At 64.6% G+C, this 20,394-nt stretch carries 19 protein-coding genes; 9 read left to right on the plus strand and 10 right to left on the minus strand.

Annotation, left to right across the window (positions count from 1 at the left end; all coding sequences use genetic code 11):
- Positions 1–106: 106 nt before the first annotated feature.
- Both QA642_RS45310 and QA642_RS45315 read left to right on the plus strand, forming a co-directional pair.
- A complete protein-coding gene (locus QA642_RS45310) occupies positions 107–706 on the plus strand; it encodes a YidB family protein (RefSeq protein ID WP_283082612.1) in 600 nt (199 codons plus the stop codon).
- 119 nt (positions 707–825) lie between these two features.
- Positions 826–1,098 (plus strand): GlsB/YeaQ/YmgE family stress response membrane protein, encoded by a 273-nt coding sequence (locus tag QA642_RS45315; protein ID WP_063692953.1) that lies wholly within the window; start codon positions 826–828, stop codon positions 1,096–1,098.
- A 145-nt stretch (positions 1,099–1,243) separates the two neighbouring features.
- On the opposite strand, the gene QA642_RS45320 is transcribed toward QA642_RS45315, so the two are convergent.
- Positions 1,244–2,029: an SDR family oxidoreductase gene (locus QA642_RS45320; protein ID WP_283082613.1), complete on the minus strand. Its 786-nt coding sequence runs from the start codon at positions 2,027–2,029 to the stop codon at positions 1,244–1,246.
- 243 nt (positions 2,030–2,272) lie between these two features.
- On the opposite strand from QA642_RS45320, the gene QA642_RS45325 reads away from it, so the two are divergent.
- The 3 genes from QA642_RS45325 (at position 2,273) to QA642_RS45335 (ending at position 5,418) form a co-directional block, all read left to right on the plus strand.
- On the plus strand, positions 2,273–3,337 hold the full coding sequence (locus QA642_RS45325; protein ID WP_283082614.1) for an acyl-CoA dehydrogenase family protein: 1,065 nt from the start codon (positions 2,273–2,275) through the stop codon (positions 3,335–3,337).
- Positions 3,338–3,352: 15 nt separating this feature from the next.
- Entirely contained in the window at positions 3,353–4,513 is a 1,161-nt protein-coding gene (locus QA642_RS45330; RefSeq protein ID WP_283082615.1) for an acyl-CoA dehydrogenase family protein, read from the plus strand.
- 86 nt (positions 4,514–4,599) lie between these two features.
- Positions 4,600–5,418, plus strand: a complete 819-nt coding sequence (locus QA642_RS45335; RefSeq protein ID WP_027564162.1) for an enoyl-CoA hydratase/isomerase family protein — start codon at positions 4,600–4,602, stop codon at positions 5,416–5,418.
- 111 nt (positions 5,419–5,529) lie between these two features.
- Here QA642_RS45335 and boxB read toward each other — a convergent pair whose 3' ends face one another.
- The 5 genes from boxB to QA642_RS45360 form a co-directional block, all read right to left on the minus strand.
- The gene (gene boxB, locus QA642_RS45340; protein WP_283082616.1) at positions 5,530–6,981 is read right to left on the minus strand and encodes a benzoyl-CoA 2,3-epoxidase subunit BoxB; all 1,452 of its coding nucleotides are present in this window, start codon (positions 6,979–6,981) and stop codon (positions 5,530–5,532) included.
- A 123-nt stretch (positions 6,982–7,104) separates the two neighbouring features.
- Positions 7,105–8,793, minus strand: coding sequence for a 2,3-epoxybenzoyl-CoA dihydrolase (gene boxC / locus QA642_RS45345; protein ID WP_283082617.1), 1,689 nt, complete (start codon positions 8,791–8,793; stop codon positions 7,105–7,107).
- Between the two features lie 119 nt (positions 8,794–8,912).
- Positions 8,913–9,437, minus strand: coding sequence for a DUF309 domain-containing protein (locus tag QA642_RS45350; RefSeq protein WP_283082618.1), 525 nt, complete (start codon positions 9,435–9,437; stop codon positions 8,913–8,915).
- A gap of 18 nt (positions 9,438–9,455) precedes the next feature.
- A complete protein-coding gene (locus tag QA642_RS45355) occupies positions 9,456–10,268 on the minus strand; it encodes an alpha/beta hydrolase (RefSeq protein ID WP_283082619.1) in 813 nt (270 codons plus the stop codon).
- Between the two features lie 116 nt (positions 10,269–10,384).
- Positions 10,385–11,926, minus strand: coding sequence for a benzoate-CoA ligase family protein (locus QA642_RS45360; RefSeq protein ID WP_283082620.1), 1,542 nt, complete (start codon positions 11,924–11,926; stop codon positions 10,385–10,387).
- A gap of 152 nt (positions 11,927–12,078) precedes the next feature.
- On the opposite strand from QA642_RS45360, the gene QA642_RS45365 reads away from it, so the two are divergent.
- Positions 12,079–12,987: a helix-turn-helix transcriptional regulator gene (locus tag QA642_RS45365; RefSeq protein WP_283082621.1), complete on the plus strand. Its 909-nt coding sequence runs from the start codon at positions 12,079–12,081 to the stop codon at positions 12,985–12,987.
- Between the two features lie 271 nt (positions 12,988–13,258).
- Positions 13,259–13,654, plus strand: a complete 396-nt coding sequence (locus QA642_RS45370; RefSeq protein WP_283082622.1) for a group II truncated hemoglobin — start codon at positions 13,259–13,261, stop codon at positions 13,652–13,654.
- A gap of 154 nt (positions 13,655–13,808) precedes the next feature.
- Here the strand turns inward: QA642_RS45370 and QA642_RS45375 are convergent, their stop codons facing one another.
- Both QA642_RS45375 and QA642_RS45380 read right to left on the minus strand, forming a co-directional pair.
- Positions 13,809–14,141, minus strand: coding sequence for a PRC-barrel domain-containing protein (locus tag QA642_RS45375; RefSeq protein ID WP_027564151.1), 333 nt, complete (start codon positions 14,139–14,141; stop codon positions 13,809–13,811).
- Positions 14,142–14,212: 71 nt separating this feature from the next.
- Positions 14,213–14,998 (minus strand): IclR family transcriptional regulator C-terminal domain-containing protein, encoded by a 786-nt coding sequence (locus tag QA642_RS45380; protein WP_283082623.1) that lies wholly within the window; start codon positions 14,996–14,998, stop codon positions 14,213–14,215.
- Between the two features lie 113 nt (positions 14,999–15,111).
- Between QA642_RS45380 and QA642_RS45385 the strand changes: the two genes are divergently transcribed.
- On the plus strand, positions 15,112–16,470 hold the full coding sequence (locus QA642_RS45385) for an aromatic ring-hydroxylating dioxygenase subunit alpha (protein ID WP_283082624.1): 1,359 nt from the start codon (positions 15,112–15,114) through the stop codon (positions 16,468–16,470).
- A 193-nt stretch (positions 16,471–16,663) separates the two neighbouring features.
- Positions 16,664–18,100 carry a glutamine synthetase family protein gene (locus QA642_RS45390; protein WP_283082625.1) on the plus strand — a complete coding sequence of 479 codons (1,437 nt, stop codon included), beginning with the start codon at positions 16,664–16,666 and terminating at the stop codon, positions 18,098–18,100.
- Between the two features lie 9 nt (positions 18,101–18,109).
- On the opposite strand, the gene QA642_RS45395 is transcribed toward QA642_RS45390, so the two are convergent.
- Together QA642_RS45395 and QA642_RS45400 are read right to left on the minus strand one after the other, a co-directional pair.
- Positions 18,110–19,555: an MFS transporter gene (locus QA642_RS45395; RefSeq protein ID WP_283082626.1), complete on the minus strand. Its 1,446-nt coding sequence runs from the start codon at positions 19,553–19,555 to the stop codon at positions 18,110–18,112.
- 3 nt (positions 19,556–19,558) lie between these two features.
- Positions 19,559–20,035 carry a MarR family winged helix-turn-helix transcriptional regulator gene (locus QA642_RS45400; RefSeq protein WP_283082627.1) on the minus strand — a complete coding sequence of 159 codons (477 nt, stop codon included), beginning with the start codon at positions 20,033–20,035 and terminating at the stop codon, positions 19,559–19,561.
- Positions 20,036–20,394: the final 359 nt, after the last annotated feature.

Raw genomic sequence — 20,394 nt, forward strand, 5'->3', positions numbered from 1 at the left:
TTGCGATGCATCCGCCTTGTAACCGTCATGAGAGCCTCATATGTTTTCGCCCCGGGGGGTTGTCAGCGGCGAAAGCTCGCCGAACGAGACGCCAAAGGAGAGCACCATGGGTCTACTCGATGTCCTCAACGGCATGCAGAACGGCCCCCGCGGCCAGAGCACGCCAAGCTCCGAGCAATCCGGCGGCATGTCGCCAATGACCATGGCGCTGCTTGGCCTGCTCGCCTGGAAGGCCTTCAAGCATCTGACGGCAGGCCAGCCCGACGCAGCGCCGGCATCGCAGCAGCGCTCGCCCCTGCCGCCTCCGACGCCGGTGAATGCCGGCAGCAGCGCGCTTCCTGGTGGCCCCGGCGATGGCGGCGGTCTCAGCGACCTGCTCAAGGGCGGCCTCGGCGGCCTGCTCGCGGGCGGCGCGGCCGGCACCGTGCTCAGCGGCGGGCTTGGCGATCTCCTCAACCAGCTCCAGCAGGGCGGCCACGGCGAGGCTGCGAATTCCTGGGTCGGCAAGGGCGAGAACAAGGCGATCGCGCCCGGCGATCTCGCGAGCGCGCTCGGCGCCGACCAGATCGAGAGCCTGTCCGCCCAGAGCGGCCTCTCACGCGACGAGCTGCTCTCCGGCCTCAGCCAGTACCTGCCGAAGGTAGTCGACCATCTGACGCCGGACGGACGGCTGCCGACCGAAAACGAGCTGTCGGGCAGAATTTAATCGAACTGGTCTGCCTGGTTTGAGCATGGTCTTTTCGGAAAGCCGCCGCACACTTTGCGAAGGCGGCCTTCCGGGGTCCGGATCATGCTCTCTACACCTTCACGAAGGGGAGCAATGTCATGAGTTTCGGCGGCCTGTTGTGGATCATCATCGTCGGCTTCATTGCCGGCCTCATCGCGCGCTGGCTGGCGCCGGGACCGAATAACCCGAGCGGCTTCATCCTCACCACCATCCTCGGCATTGCCGGCGCGTTTCTCGCCACCTTCATCGGCCAGGCCATCGGCCATTACAGCCCGGACCAGGGCGCCGGCTTCATCATGGCCACGATCGGCGCGGTGGTGGTGCTGTTCATCTGGCACCGGCTGGTCGCGAGCGGCGTGATAAAAGGGTAGCGCTTCTTCGCGCTGAGGGCGGCACCCTGCCTCCTCATCGTCATGCCCGGGCTTGACCCGGGCATCCACGTCTTTTTGACCCGCGCGGCGACACGTGGATGGCCGGGTCAAGCCCGGCCATGACGTGGATAGAGCGCGTCACCCATCACGTAATCAAATGCATCCCCGCATCCATGCGCACGACCTCGCCGGTCATGTTGCTGGAGGCCGGCATCGCCAGGAAGCAGACGAGCTGCGCGATATCCTCGGCGCTTGATGCGACCTTCAGCGGCACCTTCGCGATCACGCTGTCGCGCACCTGCTTGGCGCCGGCCTCGCCGCGGCCCTTGGTGAACCAGGGTGTGTCGATATAGCCGGGGCAGACCGTGTTGACTCGGATCAGCGGCGCCAGCGCGCGCGACAGCGACAACGTCATGGTGTTGAGTGCGCCCTTGCTCGCGGCATAGGCGATGGACGAACCGACGCCGCTGATGCCGGCGACCGAGGACACGTTCACCACCGCCGACGGGCGACCTGACGCCTTCGCGCCGGCTTCGAGCAGGCTGCGTGCCGCGCGCACCATCTGGAACGGGCCGATGGTATTGACGCCGTAAAGCCGCTGGAAATCTTCCGCCGACAAGCCGTCGAGATCGGCATGGGCGACATGCTTGGTGATGCCGGCATTGTTGACGAGGATGTCGAGCCGGCCCCAGCCGCTGGCTGCCGCAACGATCTTGCGGCAATCCTCGTCCTTCGAGACGTCGCCCTGCGCGACCAGAACTTCGGCGGCGCCGGCCTTGCGGCACACTTCCGCAGTTGCCTCGGCTTCCTTCTGGCTCGACGAATAGTTGATGACGAGTCGCGCCCCGCTCCGCGCGAGAATTTCCGCGGTCGCAGCGCCAAGGCCGGAGGCCGATCCCGTCACGATTGCGTACAGACTGTCTTGAGCCATCCGGATGTCCTTCCCCTGTATCTGATGCAAGCCTTCGTTGGCCCTGTTTAGCGAGTTTGCCGCGCCCTGCAAATCGAGCAAACTCCGCTAAGCGGAATTAGCTGATCGCCCATGCCCGCGCCGCGGGTTGACCTGCGATCAACGCTTGTCAGGGCCATGGCTTTTTCCGATCATCGGGCGCAAGAAGACATTGCGCGCCGTCCCATGGGGCGGATGCGCCAATGGCAAAACACGGGGAACGCTGTGGCGGAGAGTGACAATATCGTCGTCGAGACCGCGGAGAAAATCTTCGCCGATCTCGCCGATCCGCAAACCATCAACAACGACAAGACAAATTCCTGGCAGGCGCCGCTGTGGCAGGCGCTGAGCGAAGCCGGCCTGCCGCTGTCCTGGGTGCCCGACGATCTCGGCGGCTCGGGCGCGAGCCTTGCCGACGGCTTTGCGCTTTTGAATGCCGCCGGCCGCTTCGCGGTCGCGGTTCCCCTGGCCGAAACCATGCTCGCCGGCTGGCTGCTGGCGCAGGCGAAGATCACCTCGCCCGACGGCGAGATGACGGTGCTGCCGGCAAGCCCAAAGGATCGCATCACGATCGATGCCGACGGCGCGCTCTCCGGCCGCAGCCGCGGCGTGCCCTTTGCCAGGGCGGCGAAGCATTTTGCGGTGCTGGCGCACGGCAAGGAGGGCGTCTCGATCGCGCTGGTCGATGCGAGCAAGGCGCGGATCGAATCCGGGCTCAATGTCGGCTACGACCACAGCGACACCGTGACGCTCGACAAGGTCCAGCCGGTCTCCATCAAGGCCGCGCCGAAGGGCGTTGACCAGACCCATCTGATGCTGATGGGCGGCGTCACGCGCAGCCTGCAGATCGCAGGCGCGCTGGAATCGATGCTCGACATCTCCGTGCGCTATTCCAACGAACGCGTCGCCTTCGAGAAGAAGATCTCGAAGTTCCAGGCGGTGCAGCACAATCTCGCGCGCCTTGCCGGCGAATCCGCCGCGGCGCTCGCGGCGGCGACCTCGGCCGCCGATGCCATCGCGAACGCAAAGTCGTTCAACGACGAGGTCTATCTCGAAGCCGCCTCGGCAAAGATCCGCTGCGCGGAAGCTGCAGAGAAAGGCGGCGGCATCGCGCATCAGGTTCATGGCGCGATCGGTTTCACCATGGAGCACATCCTGCACCGCTATTCGCTGCGCGCGCTGGCCTGGCGCGATGATTTCGGTTCGGAGAGCTACTGGGCCGTCGAGCTCGGCAAGCTGGTCGCCAATCGCGGCGCCGACGAATTGTGGCCGCTCGTGGCGTCGCGCTGATCGGAGAGAGAACACATGACCGCAGCCCTCCGTTTCGATCCGATCCGCCTGCCCGAGAAGTGCGAGCAACTGCGCAAGGAAGTGCGGGCTTTCCTCGCCGACGAGATCGCCGCCGGCACCTTCGATCCGCACAAGCCCAACCGCGAAGACACCGACGCACCGGAATTCTCCCGCCGGGTCGGCGCCAAGGGCTGGCTGGGGATGACCTGGCCGAAAAAGTATGGCGGCCAGGAGCGCTCCTTCCTCGAGCGCTACGTCGTCACCGAGGAGATGCGCGTCGCCAACGCGCCGACGCGGCGCTTCTTCGTCGCCGACCGCCAGAGCGGCCCGGTGCTGCTGAAATACGCACCCGAGCACATCAAGATGGAAATTTTGCCGCGCATCTGCCGCGGCGAGATCTGCTTCGCCATCGGCATGAGCGAGCCGAACTCCGGCTCGGACCTGTTCGCGGCGAAGACGCGCGCGACCAAGACCGACGGCGGCTATCTCATCAACGGCACAAAAATCTGGACCTCGTCGGCGCATATCGCCGATTACATGATCGCGATCTTCCGGACTTCACAGCCGACCAAGGAAAACCGCCGCCACGGCCTGACCCAGTTCCTGGTCAAGATGAAGCAGCCGGGCATCAAGGTGAACCCGATCGGCCAGATCACCGGCCAGTACGAATTCAACGAGGTCGTCTTCACCGACCACTTCATCCCCGACGACCATGTCCTCGGCGAGGTGGACGGCGCCTGGAAGCAGGCGACGAGCGAGCTTGCGTACGAGCGCTCGGGCCCCGAACGTTTCCTCGAAACCTACTACGTGCTGACCGAGTTGGTGCGCGCGGTCGGCCCGAACCCGGACACGCGCAGCGCCGAGGGCATCGGCCGTCTCGTCGCCCAGCTCCACACCATGCGGCGCATGTCGGTCTCGGTGGCCGGCATGCTGGAAGCGGGCAAGGAGCCGGTGGTCGAGGCCTCTATCGTCAAGGACATCGGCACGGTCTGGGAGCAGCAGCTTCCGCACCGCGTGCGCGACCTCGCCGCCTTCGTCGAGGAGACCGCGACCAATCGCGAGACGCTGGAACGGCAGCTCGACTTCGCCATCAAGACAGCGCCGAAACTCACAATCCAGGGCGGCACCACCGAGGTGCTGCGCGGCATCATCGCCCGCGGATTGGGCCTGCGCTAGATGGGATCGAAACCCCGGCGCCGCGTTTCGTTCACCTCTCTCATGGGGAGAGGTGGTTCTTCGCTATTGAGATACTGGAGACGAAAATGAGCACATATACAGATATCGGCGTCGAGAAGGTCGGACACGTCGGCACCATCGAGATCCGCCGCCCGCCGCTCAATTTCTTCGACATCTCGCTGATCAACCAGATCGCGGACGCGCTCGACGAGTTCGACCGCGACATCGAGATCCGCGCCTCGGTTCTCTCGGCGCAGGGCAAGGCGTTCTGCGCCGGCGCCAATTTCGGCGACCCGGCGCGACAGGCGCAGGAAGCGCGCGAGGCCGAGAAGAAGGCAAAGGGCGATCCCGCCGACAATCTCGGGCCGATCAGCCATCTCTATATCCAGGCCGTGCGCATCTTCCGCGCCAAGAAGCCGATCGTCGCCGCCGTGCAGGGCGCGGCCATCGGCGGCGGCCTGGGCCTTGCGGTGTCGGCGGACTTCCGCGTCACCTGTCCCGAAGCGCGCTTCTCCGCGAATTTTACAAAACTCGGCTTTCATCCCGGCTTCGGCCTGACCGTGACGCTGCCCGAGCTGATCGGCAAGAACAACGCCGAGCTGATGTTCTACACCAGCCGCCGCGTCACCGGCGAAGAGGCGGTGAAATGGGGTCTCGCCAACGAGCTGGTGCCGCAGGACCAGGTCAAGGCGGCCGCGATGAAGCTCGCGGGTGAGATCGCCGAATGCTCGCCGCTCGGCCTGCTCTCCACCCGCGCCACGATGCGCAATGGCCTCGCCGACCGCGTGATGGCCGCGACCAATCACGAGCTCGCCGAGCAGACCCGCCTGCGCGCGACGGAAGATTTCAAGGAAGGCGTGAAGGCCACGGAAGAGCGGCGCGCGGCGAATTTTAAGGGGCGGTAGCTCGCCCTTCGTGTCAACTCTGGCCGAGTCCACGATCTACGCAAAACGCCTGGCAACTGCGTTGCCAGGCGTCTTTCTTATCCGGGACGACAGTGAGGCCGCGTCGTAGCCTTACGACTCGATCTTCACGTATTCGAAATCGCCCGGCTTGTTGTCGATGCCGACCTTCGGCGGGGAGATCCAGGAAGCGAACTTGCCGGTCTCGGTGACGGGCTGCATCAACGAGGTGATGAAGTCGCCATCGGCCGTCGACGGCAGCCACTCGTCCTTGCGCTTCATCCAGGTAGCCTCGTCGATCAGAATGCCGTCGGGCGTCGCGTGGATGTCCTTGAACTCGCCGATGTGGCGATGGAAGGCGACGTTGGGGAGCATCAGCTTGTAGTCATAGCCCGCGGTCGAGATCACCTTGTTCCAGCGCAGCATGCCCTTGACGCAATCCTGGCTGTAGTCGTCGCGCAGGCGCATATTGAGCGCGGTCAGCGCCGGCTCGTCGACCAGCTTGATCTCGCCATTGATGAACTTGAGCACCGGATAGGTCGCGTTCTTGAGCTGGTGATCGTCCTCGATCTGGGTCTCGTGATAGCGCCCCTTGATGCCGGCATTGAAGGCGTTCGCCGCGTTGGTCGAGACCTCCGAGCCGAACAGGTCGAGCGACAGCGTATAGTGCAGGTTCAGCTTCTTCTGGATGGTCGGCAGATCGATCACGCCGAGCGCGCGGACCTTGGCGATGTCGGTGGGATCCGTGATGCCGGCTTCGCGCATGGCATCGCAGGTGCGCTGCACGACGCGGGTGATGCCGGTCTCGCCGACGAACATGTGGTGCGCTTCCTCGGTCAGCATGAAGCGGCAGGTGCGCGACAGCGGATCGAAGCCCGACTGCGCCAGGCTGTGCAGCTGCATCTTGCCGTCGCGGTCGGTGAAGTAGGTGAACATGAAGAAGGACAGCCAGTCCGGCGTCGCCTCGTTGAAGGCACCGAGCATCCGCGGCGCATCGGCATCGCCGGAGCGGCGGCGCAGCAAATCATCGGCTTCCTCGCGGCCGTCGCGGCCGAAATACTTTTGCAGCAGATAGACCATCGCCCAGAGATGGCGGCCTTCCTCGACATTGACCTGGAACAAATTGCGCATGTCGTAGAGCGAGGGCGCGGTCTTGCCGAGATGGCGCTGCTGCTCGACCGAGGCCGGCTCGGTGTCGCCCTGGATCACGATCAGGCGGCGCAGCATGGCACGATGCTCGCCCGGGACTTCCTGCCAGGCCGGCTCGCCGTAGTGCTCGCCGAACGGCACGACGCGATTCTCTTCCTGCGGCGCAAGCAGGATGCCCCAGCGATATTCGGGCATGCGGACATAGTCGAACTTGGCCCAGCCGCGCGGATCGACGGAGTAAGCAGTGCGCAGGTAAACCAGCGACTCCTGGAAACCTTCCGGCCCCATGTCGCTCCACCAGTCCATGTAACCGGGATGCCAGCCCTCCAGCGCTTTGAGCACCTGGCGGTCTTCAGCGAGATTGACGTTGTTGGGAATCTTGGTCGAGTAGTCGACGTTCATGATGTTCATGTTCATGGCCGTGCTCCTTGCGATCTCTTTCCGTCATGCCCGGCTTGTGCCGGGCATCCACGTTCTTGCTTGCTCGAACGAAGAACGTGGATGGCCGGGACAAGCCCGGCCATGACGCAGTGAATGTCGTCAAACTCTCGTCATATCGAATTTCGGCTTCTGCCCGCTGCCGTAGCGGCGCAGTGCGCCTTCCTCGCCGACCGCGTTCGGACGCTGGAATATCCAGTTCTGCCAGGCGGTGAGGCGCGCGAAGATCTTTGATTCCATCGTCTCGGGACCGACGAAGCGCAGGCTCGCTTCCATGCCTGTGAGGCTGTCGGGCGAGAAGCTGGCGCGCTCCTCCAGGAACACGCGGACCTCGTCGTCCCAGTCGATGTCGTCGAGCGCGAAGGTGACGAGCCCGAGCTCTTCCGCCTGCTCGGCGTCGAGGCTGGTGCCGAGCGTGGCTTCGGCGCGTTCGACATCGGCCGGATCGGCCTGGAAGCGCGACTCCAGCCGCGTCAACCCGTGGCTCATCGGATATGGGCCAAAGTTCATCGCGGAAAGTTCGATCGACGGCGGCGGGCGGTTGTCGCCCTGGCGCGTGCCGATCAGCATGTAGGAGCGGTCGGCGGCGAACACGAGCTCGGCGAGCGTGCCGGCAAAGCAGGAGCCGGGCTCGACCAGCGTCACCAGCGTGCGCGAGGTGACGTCGATGCGCTTCAGGACGCGCTTCCAGTAGTGCCTGATCTCGTTGACCAGCCAGTGCGCCTTGTTGGCTTCGAGGAAAGCGTCGTGCGCGAGCACATGGGCGCGATCGCCATGGCTCTTGAAGACGAGCATCGCGATCTCGAGCTCGTTGATGCGTAAGTGAAGGATGGCATCGTCGAGCTCGCGCGCCACTTGCAGCGGCCAGAACGCGGCGCCCTGCGCCATCATGCCGTCGATGTCGGCGGGCGGCGCAGCCTCAGGCGCCTTGATCGAGACGGTGGCGATGCGGGCGGCGCGGTCGATATCGACTGTGACGAAGCCATAGCGGATGCTGGTCTCGTCGATCGTCCGCTTCAACGGGGAGAGCGCGATGCCTTTGCCGCTGCCGGCGCGCTTCGACTTGCCAGCGAATTCCTTGGCACGCTCGGTGATCTTGCTCTCGAGCTTCGAATTCGGCGCGATCTCATCGACCAGGCGCCACTGTACGGCCCGCTTGCCCTTCACACCTTCCTCGATGGTGCAGAAGAAGTCGGCGTGGTCGCGGCGCACCTTGCGCTTGTCGACGACGCGGGTGAGGCCGCCGGTGCCGGGCAGCACGGCGAGCAGCGGCACTTCCGGCAGCGCCACGGCAGAGGCGCCGTCGTCGGCCAGGATGATGTGGTCGGTCGCAAGCGCGAGCTCATAGCCGCCGCCAGCGGCCGAGCCGTTCACCACAGTGATGAAGCGCTGGCCGGAATTCTCGGACGAATCCTCCATACCGTTGCGGGTCTCATTGGTGAACTTGCAGAAATTGACCTTGTGGGCGTGGGTCGAGCCCGCCAGCATGCGAATGTTGGCGCCGGCGCAGAACACGCGGTTCTTGGCCGAGCGCATCACCACCACCTTCACCTCGGGATGCTCGAAGCGCAGGCGCTGGATCGCGTCGGCGAGCTCGATGTCGACGCCGAGATCATAGGAATTGAGCTTGAGCTGGTAGCCCTCGAACAGGCCGCCATTCTCGTCGACATCCATGGTCAGCGTCGCGACGTCGCCATCGACCGCGAGCTTCCAGTGCTTGTAGCGGGACGGATCGGTCTGGAAATCGATGAATGTCGCGCCGCCCGCGAGGCGCCGTTCTTCCCCGGCCATGGGTCACCCCTAAGCTTGATTATTCGTTCTGGCGTTTACCGTTAGATGCACAATAGTGCATCTTTTGGACGACGTCTAGCCCTTAACGGCCAATGCATGCACTTTGTTTCATGCGCCTCTTAGGACCGAACGATGGTGCCGAGGGCGATCCAGTCCGCCTTGGAGAGCTCGGGACCGTCGAGCTTGGCCTGGAGCTGAGCCGCCAGGGCCGCCACCGGAAAGCTCTCGACGAAGCCGTCGCCGCCGGCAGCCACCTTGCGCGAGCTCAGCGCCTTCAACTCCCCGAGCGCATCTCCGAACAGGCGCGCGGCCGAGCGCGACCGCTGCATGCGCAGCCGCAGATTCGCATTGGCGATGTGAACGCAGGCCCGCAGCAGGATGCGCTCACGGCCGCCTTGAGGAGCAGCGGCCCAGACGGCTTCGAGCACCTCCTGCGCTTCCCAGAAATAGCCGCGGTCGTTGAGCGCGAGGCCGTAGCGCAGCGCCGGATGCCGCGCTGGCACATGGCCGCGGAAGGCCGCAGGCACCAGCGCCTTGGCCGTGTCCAGCGTTTCGGAGTCGGCCTCGGCCCCGCCGGCCTCGCCCGGCACATAGGCCCATCGCGGCCATGACAATTGGCCACCTGCATGTGAAGGCACATTCATCGATGTGCCTCCACAATGTCATGCGGCGTGAAGTCCCTGATCGTGGCGCAGGGCCGCCTTTGCAAATTGCTCGATCGCGTCAAGCGTCACCCCTGGCGCTTCACGATGCGGGGAATGCCCCGCGTCTGAAATAATTTTCAAATCTACCGGACAGTAACATTCTTCCTGCGCAATTTCGACCTGGCGCGGTGTCCCATATTGGTCATCGACACCTTGCAGAACCATGATTGGAACGCGGATATAGGCGAGGTATTCCGAGATGTCCCAATCGCGGAACTTCGGATCGAGCCAGGCGCCGTTCCAGCCATAGAAGGCGTTGTCGACGTCCTTGTGCCAGCGGGCCAGCTTTGTCTTGAGGTCTGTCGTCTCAAAGGTGGTCTTGATCGCGGCGATCGACTGCACCGAGACGTCCTCGACGATGAAATGCGGTGCGATCAGCACGAGGCCGTTCAGGCGATGATCCTGATGCGCGCCGGCATAGATCGTGGCAATCGAGGCGCCATCGGAATGGCCGAGCAGGAGGCCGCGCTTGAAGCCGATCGCATCGAGCAGCTTCGGCAGCACATCCAGCGCCTCGCGCTGCATGTAGTCGAGCGGCCGCGGCAAGGTCACCGGGCTCGACTGGCCGTAGCCCGCGCGCGAATAAACGAAGATGCCGGCGCCGGTGGCTTGCTGTAGCTTCTCGGGAAAATCGCCCCAGAGCCCGACCGAGCCGAGGCCTTCATGCAGCATCACGATGGTGGGGGCGTCGGCGGATGCGGGCGCAAGCCATTTGTATTCGAGGCTGGCGTTACCGATGGTGAGGTGGCCGGCAGGGGTGAGGTTGGTCATTACTTCGCTCTTCTCTCTCCGTCGTCATGCCCGGGCTTGACCCGGGCATCCACGTCTTTCCCGCATCGCGGCTGCACGTGGATGGCCGGGTCAAGCCCGGCCATGACGACCTATTGCTAACCCGCCCCTTCACGCAGCTTGAAGCGCTGGATCTTCCCCGTCGCCGTCTTCGGCAGGGAGTCCACCACGTCGATCCAGCGCGGATATTTCCACGGACCGATCTTCTGCTTGACGTGCTCCTTCAGCATCTCCTGCAAGTCACCGGTCTTCGCGCCCGGACGCAGCACGACGAAGGCCTTCGGCTTCAACAGGCCTTCCGCATCGGCCTCGGGCACGACGGCGGCTTCCAGCACGGCCGGATGCGTGATCAGCGCGCTCTCGACCTCGAACGGCGAGACCCAGATGCCGGACACCTTGAACATGTCGTCGGCGCGGCCGCAGAAGGTATAGCGGCCATCGGCATCGCGGACATATTTGTCGCCGGTCCGGGTCCACGGTCCTTCAAAGGTGCGGCGGCTCTTGTGACGCTGGTTCCAGTAGCCCTCGCCGGCGGAGGGCGCATCGACCAGGAGCTCGCCGACCTCGCCGTCGGCGACGTCCTGACCGGCCTCGTTGACGAGCCGCACCGCATAGCCCGGCACCGGCTTGCCGGACGAGCCGTATTTGATGTCGCCCGGCGCATTCGAGAGAAAAATGTGCAGCAGCTCGGTTGAGCCGACGCCGTCCAAAATGTCGACGCCGAAGCGCGATTTCCAGCTGTTGCCGACCGATTCCGGCAGCGCCTCGCCGGCCGAGGTACAGATGCGTAAGGACTTGCCGCCGCGCTCAGCCTTCATCGTCTCGTCGTTGAGCATCGCCGCAAACAGCGTCGGCACGCCGTAGAAGATCGACGGATTGTATTTGTTCATGAGGTCGAACATCCGCGCCGGCGTCGGGCGCTCGCTGTTCAAAATCACGGTGGCGCCGACCGACATCGGGAAGGTCAGCGCATTGCCGAGGCCATAGGCGAAGAACAGTTTTGCCGCGGAGAGGCAGACGTCGTTTTCGCGGATGCCGAGCACCTGCTTGGCATAGGTGTCCGCGGTCGCCTGCAAATTCGCGTGCAGATGGCGCACGCCCTTGGGCATGCCGGTCGAGCCCGACGAATAGAGCCAGAACGCCGGCTCGTCCGGATGGGTCGCGGCGGTCGTGAACTGGTCGCTCTCGCCCGCGATCTCCTCGGCGAGCTGCTTGTGGCCGTTCTGCTTGGCGCCGGAGACCACGACATGCTCGAGATCGGGCATGCGGCCGACCACGTCCTTGATGACGGGATAGAGCGCTTCGGACACGAACAGCACGCGGGCGCGGCAGTCGGCGAGGATGTAGGCATACTGGTCCGCGGTCAGCAGCGTGTTGAGCGGCACCGGCACGATGCCGGCGCGGATCGCCCCCAAAAACACGATCGGGAAGTCGACCGTATCCAGCATGATCATCGCCACGCGCTCCTCGCGGCGGACGCCGAGCCGGCGCAGCATGTTGGCGGCGCGGCGGGTGTCGCGCTGGAGCTCGCCATAGGTGAGCCGCGAGACGGTGTCGTCGAAGACGAGCTTGTTGGCTCGGCCCTCCTCGACGTTGCGGTCGAGCAGCCAGGTCACCGCGTTATAGGATCCCTCGCTCACGGACATCTCCCCCGAATTTAGAATTATAATTCATAGAAAGACACTGTGACAGCTTGCTGTCAATGCCAGCAGGCACTATGTTTCATTAAAACGCGCCGCAAGACCTCTTTTGAAGAAGGCATCCGCTAAAGAAGGTCCATGATCTGTAATCCATGACCGACAGTCCCGACGCCGAATCCCGCTTTCTCGAACAGCTCGGCCAGCGCGTGCGCACCATGCGCGCGCTGCGCGGCATGTCGCGAAAAGTGCTCGCCAAGGTATCAGGAATTTCGGAGCGCTACATCGCGCAGCTCGAGAGCGGCAAGGGCAATGTCTCCATCGTGCTGCTCCGTCGCGTCTCCGACGCGATGGGCGCGCATCTCGAAGACCTGCTTCCCTCGGCCGATCCGACGCCGGACTGGCAGATGTTTCGCGATCTGTTGCGCAAGGCGACGCCGGCGCAGATCGCGCAGGCAAAAGATCTGCTCACCGGGGGCAGCGCCACCGCGCCGCGGCGCGCGCCGTTCTGCGGCATCGCGCTGATCGGCTTGCGCGGCGCCGGCAAGTCGACGCTTGGGCGGATGCTGGCGAAGAAGATCGGCTGGAGCTTTGTCGAGCTCAACAAGGAGGTCGAGCAGCAGAACGGCCTTTCGGTCGCCGAGATCATCGCGCTGTACGGTCAGGAGGGCTTTCGCCGCATGGAGCAGGCGGCGCTGCAGCAGCTGCTCGCGCGCAACGAGCTGATGGTGCTGGCAACCGGCGGCGGCATTGTCTCTGAGCCCCTGACCTTCGACCAGATCCTGACCTCGTTCTACACAATCTGGCTGAAGGCTGAGCCCGAGGAGCACATGGCCCGGGTCCGCGGCCAGGGCGATCTGCGCCCGATGGCGGATGATCGTTCCGCCATGGCGGAGCTGCGCAACATCTTGCTGAGCCGCGAGCCGCTCTATGCGCGCGCGACCGCGGTGGTGGATACGGCGGGGCTGAGTGTCGACGCGGCGGCTGCAAGGCTGATCGATGCGGTACGCCCGGTGCTGCAGAACGAAGCCCGCAGCTTTGGGCTGCGGAGCGTGGCGCTGTAGGAGCGATCTCGCACGGCACATTCCGCTGCGTTCCCTCCCCCCTTGCGGGGGAGGGTTAGGGAGAGGGGTAACCACACGGGGACTCCATCGCTCGCGCAACGCGCTTCGTCTCCTTCGGGACAACAAACACCTTTACCTGGGCTACCCCTCTCCCCCGCCCTCCCCCGCAAGGGGGGAGGGAGCGCAGTTGCGCGCGCGGATACGCTTTGCATCCCTTTTCGTTTCTGAAACAGAGACGATATGAAGCGTCTTGCAGCAGACAGGACCCACGATGACCTCCAGCGACGTCACCACCTCCATGTTCGAGCGGATCGGCGGCAGGGCCACGATCGACGCCCTCGTCGATCGCTTCTACGACCGCATGGACACGCTGCCTGAAGCGCAAGTCATCCGTGCGATGCATGCGGACGACCTCGGCCTGATCAGGGACGTGCTGAAGCGCTATCTCACCGAATGGACGGGAGGTCCAAAACTCTATTCGCCCGAGAAGGGCCATCCGCGGCTGCGCCAGCGGCATATCGGCTTTGCCATTGGGGACGCCGAGCGCGACGCGTGGCTGCTCTGCATGCGCGGTGCGATGGAGGAGACGGTGATCGATAGCGTCGCGCGAAAAGACCTCGACCGCGCGATATCGGGCCTCGCCGACTGGATGCGCAACCGGCCATGACAGCATCTCTCCGTCATGGCCGCGGAACGGCGGGACGATTACATTCGCAGCGACTAAAGCGCGATGAGATTGGGATCAATCGTCATCGCGCTTTAGATTGTTGTTTGAGCATGATCTTTTCGGAAAACCGCTGCGCACTTTTCCGGATCATGCTTTAGATCGACCAGTAGTTCGGATGCTGGTACGGCCGCGAGCGGTCGCCCCAGTCGAATTCATCGCCATCGACTTCGCAGGGGCCGCTGCTCAATTGCTCCGACGTCAGATCGACCTGGAAGGCCTGACGTCCCGGATCATATTTCAGCGCGCTCCACTGCACGGGATAATGGTGATGCGTACCGAGCAGCCTGCCGGTCTTGATCACGGCGTAGGCGACCGTTCCGCTTACCTTCTCGAGCATCAATCGTTCGATCGTGCCGAGCTTCGTGCCGTCGCAACCATAGACAGCGACGTGCTCGACGCGATCACTGGGAACCATGGTGTGCTGCATGGCGAGCTCCCTGATCTTGCGTGGAGCGCATGATAGCACAGACGGCGGGGAGTAGGGTCAACTAGCGCCAACTACAGCAATTGCGACCGCACCGCCTCCGCGCCTTCGCGCAGCAGCGGCAGGAAACGGTCGATCAATTCCTGCGCCGGAACCCGGTCGACATGGGCCCCCATGTTGATGGCGGCGACGATCACGCCGTCGTAGCGACGCACCGGCACCGAGATCGAGCGGAAATGCGGCTCCGCCTCGCGGTCGACCAGCGAATAGCCCTGCGCGCGATCGGCGGCGATGCGCGCCAGCAGCGCCTTGGGATCGGTCACCGTCTGCGGCGTCAGCGCTTCGCGCTTCATCGCCTTCAGGCGCGCGGCGAGATCGGTATCGTCGGGCTGGCCGAGCATGGCGCGGCCGACCGAGGTGCAGAAGGCCGGCAGGCGATAGCCGATTTCGAGGCCGCCGGAAAACATCCGCGCCGGGCTGCTGCGCGCGATGAACACGACCTCGTCACCGTCGAGCACCGCGAGCGAGGAGATTTCGTTCGCCGCAGTGGCGACGCGGTCGAGCACCGGTTGCAGCACCGTGACGAGCTGGTTCGAGCGCAGATAGGACGCCGCCAGCGTCAACACATGCGGCGTCAGCGAGAACAACTTGCCGTCGCCAGAGACGTAGCCGCCGCGCTGGAGCGTGAACAGCATGCGCCGCGCGGTCGCGCGCGGCAGATCGGCAGCGCGGGCGAGATCGCTCAGCGTCATCGGACCCGTCGTCGTGCCAAAGCACTGCAGCAGGCGCAGGCCGCGATCGAGCGCTTCGACGAAATCCGTCGCGCGCTCCTCGCTATCGCTCCGTTTGAGCTTGGGCATGGCCGGGACAATCCTGCAAAATAGTGCTTGCTGCCGGTCCAAGGCATGTCATAATTCGCCCATTCGTTCAATAGGCGAACAAAACGCCCCTCCGGAAAAAGGACGCGACCGCCATGATGAGCCAGGAGCAGAACGACCTGATCACCCGCACCGGGCCGAAAGATCCGTGCGGCAGACTGATGCGGAGCTACTGGCAGCCGGCGGCGCTGGTCGACGAGCTCGAAGGCGCGCGGCCGATCCGTCCCGTCAAGCTGCTCGGCGAAAACCTGGTGCTGTTTCGCGACGAGAGCGGACGCTACGGCCTGATCGATCGTCATTGCGCCCATCGCGGCGCCGACCTCGCCTTCGGGCGGCTCGAGCATGGCGGATTGCGCTGCGCCTTCCATGGCTGGCTGTTCGACGCCACTGGCCAGTGCATCGAGACGCCGGCCGAGCCGAAGGACTCAAAGCTGTGCCAGAACATCCGCCAGCGCTCCTATCCCGTGGTCGAGAAGAGCGGCATCCTCTGGGCCTATCTCGGCGAAGGCGAGCCGCCGGCATTTCCGGAGATCGACTGCTTCGTGGCGCCTGATACTCACACCTTCGCGTTCAAGGGCCACATGGCCTGCAACTGGCTCCAGGCGCTCGAGGTCGGCATCGATCCCGCGCACGCCTCCTATCTGCATCGCTTCTTCGAGGACGAGGACACCTCGACCGCCTACGGCAAGCAGTTCCGCGGCGCCTCCGCCGGAAGCGACCTGCCGATGACGAAAATCCTGCGCGAATACGATCGTCCGATCATCAATGTCGAGCACACCGAATACGGCCTGCGCCTGATTGCGCTGCGCGAGATCGACGAGGAGCGCACCCATGTGCGCGTCACCAACCAGCTCTTTCCGCACGGCTTCGTCATCCCCATGAGCACGGAGATGACGATCACGCAGTGGCACGTGCCGGTCGACGACGAGAACTGCTACTGGTACGCGATCTTCACCAGCTATTCGAACCCCGTCGACAAGCAGAAGATGCGCGACCAGCGGCTGGAGCTCTATGAGCTGCCCGATTACAAGTCCCGCAAGAACAAAGCCAACGACTACGGCTTCGATCCGCACGAGCAGCAGACCGCGACCTATACCGGCATGGGCACCGACATCAACGTCCATGACCAATGGGCGGTGGAATCGATGGGCGCGATCCAGGACCGCACCAAGGAACATCTCGGCCAATCCGACAAGGCGATCGTGCAATATCGCCGCCTGCTGCGACAGGAGATCGAGAAGGTCCAGGGCGGCGAGAAGCCGATGCTGTTTCTGGACGAGGCCAACGCGCGCAGCATCCAGGGCCCGGCCACCATGGACGGCATCGGCCCGACGCGCGGCTGGGAAACCTATTGGATGGAAGTCGACGTCAAGCGCCGCCGCGGCGCGCCGTGGACGGCGCCGGTGCCGAAGGAGATCGCTGACAACGTACACCGGCTGACGGCGGCGGAGTGACGATGCCGATCGCCGCCGGCGGGCCGCGACGGCGGCTCCACATTCTCCGCCGTCATGCCCCGCGAAGGCGGGGCATCCAGTACGCCGCGGCCTCTCGCGGATACGTTGCCGTCTCTGGAATACTGGATCGTCCGCCTTCGCGGACGATGACAGTGTGCGCTATTCTCTCATCGAGCGAGAAGGAACTAGCAAAGTGACTTTCGTCGCGCGTCATGGGCTGTGGTCGGATGAGCAGAAGGACGCAGCCCAGCGCATGCGCCGTCTCGTCGAGGACAAGAACCTCGAAGTCGTCCGCCTCGCCTTCCCGGACCAGCACGGCATCCTGCGCGGCAAGACCATCATCGCCACCGAGGCGATCGCTTCGCTGGAGAGCGGCTGCTCGATCACCACCACCATGCTCGCCAAGGACACCTCGCACCGCACGGTGTTCCCGGTGTTCACCGCGGGCGGCGGCTTCGGCATGAAGGAGATGGAGGGCGCAGCCGACGTGCTGATGGTCGCCGACCCCACCACGTTTCGCGTGCTGCCGTGGGCGCCGGCGACGGGCTGGGTGCTGTGCGATCTCTATTTTGGCGATGGCCGCCCGGTGCCGTTCGCGACGCGCAACCTTTACCGGCGCGTGCTCGATGAGCTCGGCGGGCGTGGCCTCGATTTCGTCGCGGGGCTCGAGGTCGAGTTCCACATCTTCAAGCTCGACGATCCGCATATGCGCGCGGAGGACGCAGGCCAGCCCGGCACGCCGCCCTCGGTGAGCCTCCTCAGTCACGGCTATCAATATCTGACCGAGCAGCGGTTCGATCAGATGGAGCCGGTGCTGGAGATCTTGCGCCGCGACATCGTCGCACTGGGGCTGCCCTTGCGCTCCGTCGAGGTCGAGTTTGGGCCGAGCCAATGCGAGTTCACCTTCGCGCCGAAGAAGGGCCTGGAGCCCGCCGACAACATGGTGCTGTTTCGCAGCGCCGTGAAGCAGATTGCGCGCCGCCACGGCTACCACGCCACCTTCATGTGCCGGCCAAAACTGCCGAACGTGTTCGCGAGCGGCTGGCACCTGCACCAGTCGATCGTCTCGCGCGCGAGCGGCGAAAACCTGTTCATGGCCAAAGAGGGCGGCGAGCCGCTCAGCTCGTTCGGCAAGTCATACCTCGCCGGCCTGCTCGACCACGCCCGCGCTTCGACCGTGTTCACGACGCCGACCATCAACGGCTACAAGCGCTACCGCTCCTATTCGCTGGCACCGGATCGCGCGATCTGGGGCCGCGACAATCGCGGCGTGATGCTCCGTGTGCTCGGCGGCACCAATGATGCCGCCACGCGCCTGGAGAACCGCATCGGCGAGCCCGCCGCCAACCCCTATCTCTACATGGCTTCGCAGATTCTCTCGGGCCTCGATGGCGTCGACCGCAAGCTCGACCCCGGCCCCTCCGCTGATACGCCCTACGAGACCAGGGCGCCACTGCTGCCGAAATCGCTGCGCGATGCAGTCTCTGCGCTCAAGGACGATCCGTTCTTCCGCGAGAAGCTCGGGGCCGAGTTCGTCGATTACTACACCCACATCAAGAACGCCGAGATCGACCGCTTCCTCGCAGAGGTGACCGACTGGGAGCACCGCGAATATTTCGAGGTGTTTTGAGGCGCCTCGTCAGGGCGCCTTCGGCTTCTGCCTGAGGTAGAGATAGGTCGGCACCAGTCCAAGCGCGACGATCGCGACCATCACCCACCATCCGCGCTGGAACGCCACGAGGCGCTCCGGGAGGGATGAAGGCGAGCCGATGATGGCGACAAAGATCGCAACACCGATCGCGAGCGAGGCCTGACGGATCATGTTGATCACGCCGGAGCCGGTCGCGAACGACGACGGTGGCAGGCCCGCGGCGCTGACGCCCATCAAGGTCGGGAACGTCAAGCCGACGCCGATGCCGGTCGGGATCATGCCCAGGATCACGAAGGCCGGATGCGGCTCGGGGCCGATCAGGCTCGCCCAGGCAACCAGACCGGCAGCGAACGCCACGATACCGGCCGTGACGACGGGCGCAGCACCGAAGCGCGCGATCAATCGCCCGGCGACCAGCAGCGACGTGATCGGCACCAGCAGCGGCCCCGGCGCGATCGCGAGCCCGGTCTGCAACGCAGACCATCCCCACGCCGTCTGCTCCCACAGCGCGACCGACAGCAGCATGGCGCCGAAGGCAGCCGAATACGGCGCCATCACCAGGGCAGCGCCAGTGAATTGGCGGATGCGAAACAGCGCCGGATCGACGAAGGGATTTTTCAGGCGAAGGCAACGCCAGACAAACAATGCAAGCAGGATCGCCGCGGCCGCAAAGCTGTAGCCGATGGCAGGTGCGCGCAGGCCCCAGTCGCTGACCTTGACGATGGCGAAGGTCAGCGCGCCGATGCCGCCGGTCACCAGCACCGCATCGAAGAATTTGGGACGAGGCGCATCATGGCCCTCGATCTCCGGCAGTTTCCACCAGCCGATCACCATGGCGATAAGGCCGATCGGGACATTGACGAAGAAGATCCAGCGCCAGTTGACGGCGACGAGCACGCCGCCAACGACGGGCCCAAGCGCGGCGGCAAGGCCGCCGATCGCCGTCCAGGTCCGCACCGCACTGCCGCGCTTCTCCGGCGCGAACACCGCCAGCAGCAGGCCGAGCGAAGTCGGCGTCATCAACGCGGCGCCCGCGGCCTGCACAATGCGAAACGCGGTCAGCATCTCGACATTGCTTGCGGCGGCGCAAGCGGCCGATGCCACCGTGAAGAGGCCGACGCCGAGCAGGAAACTGAGATTCCGGCGGTGGCGCTCAGCCAGCCGACCGAAGAACACGAGCAGCGCCGCATAGGCGATGGCGTAGCCGTTCAGGACCCACGACATGTCGTCGAGGGAAGCGTCCTTGAAATCCTGCCCGATGCTCGGGAGCGCGACGTTGACGATGAAGAGGTCGAGATTGGCAAGGCAGATGCCGACACAGACGATCGCCAGCACCGTGTTCGGGGACGCCGGCGGACGGGGAGGCTTGGGCCGCAGCGAGAGATCGTCAAGCGGCACAGCGCGAGCAAACGTCGCGCGTTCGACACTGTTCATGGCTTATGCCTTTTCTTGCCGGTTGGCGATCAGCGACTGATTGCCGGCAATGTCGGCGAGCACGTTCCGCAGCTCGGCAGCAGCCCGCTTGCCAAATCCGTTTTCGAATTTCTCCTGCGCCGCCAGCCAGAGCGGCCGTGCATCGGCAAGGCGCGAGCGCCCTGCCGGCGTCAGCTTCGCCAACCGGCTCCGGCGATCGGCCTCGTCGCGCTCGAGCGTGACCAGACCGTCGCGCTGCAGCGGCCGCAGGTTCTGACCGATGGTCGACTGGTCCATCACCAGCGCTTCGGCGAGGTCGCCGATCGAGGGTGGAGCATCGCCGCGGCGATGGATCTCGGTCAGAAGGGCATACTGCGTCGAACGAAGGCCCGAAGGCTCCAGCGCGGCGTCGTAGAACAGCGTCATGTGGCGCGATGCCTTGCGCAACGCCAGGCAATTGCAGCGGTTTCGTTCGACAACGGGCAGATCTTGCTCAGCCATCTCGCCTCCCTAATATCGGGAATCCCGGTATATGAGATAGATGGATATCCCGATATTATTCCGAGGTCAACCGGGGCGGGGTTTTTCTGGGCTTGGCGGCTCGCGCCTCACACGCCTGTGAGGCGACTTCGTCAAGTCTGTTCCGACGACATCACGTCGGTCGCGGACGAAGCCATTTTCCTCAAGGCGCGAAAACGGCCGGAAAGACAAGGGGGATATTGTTAGCTTCCATGATCAACACTGGAGTTCGATCATGTTCGGTCAATTATTCAGCCTGATCTATCGCCTGTCTTGCCGGACAACTCTGATCGAGATCGGCGTGCACCGCCTCGCGCGCTAGCGATCGGCGGATAGGGCCT

It is taken from the genome of Bradyrhizobium sp. CB2312 (assembly GCF_029714425.1).
GTDB lineage: Bacteria > Pseudomonadota > Alphaproteobacteria > Rhizobiales > Xanthobacteraceae > Bradyrhizobium.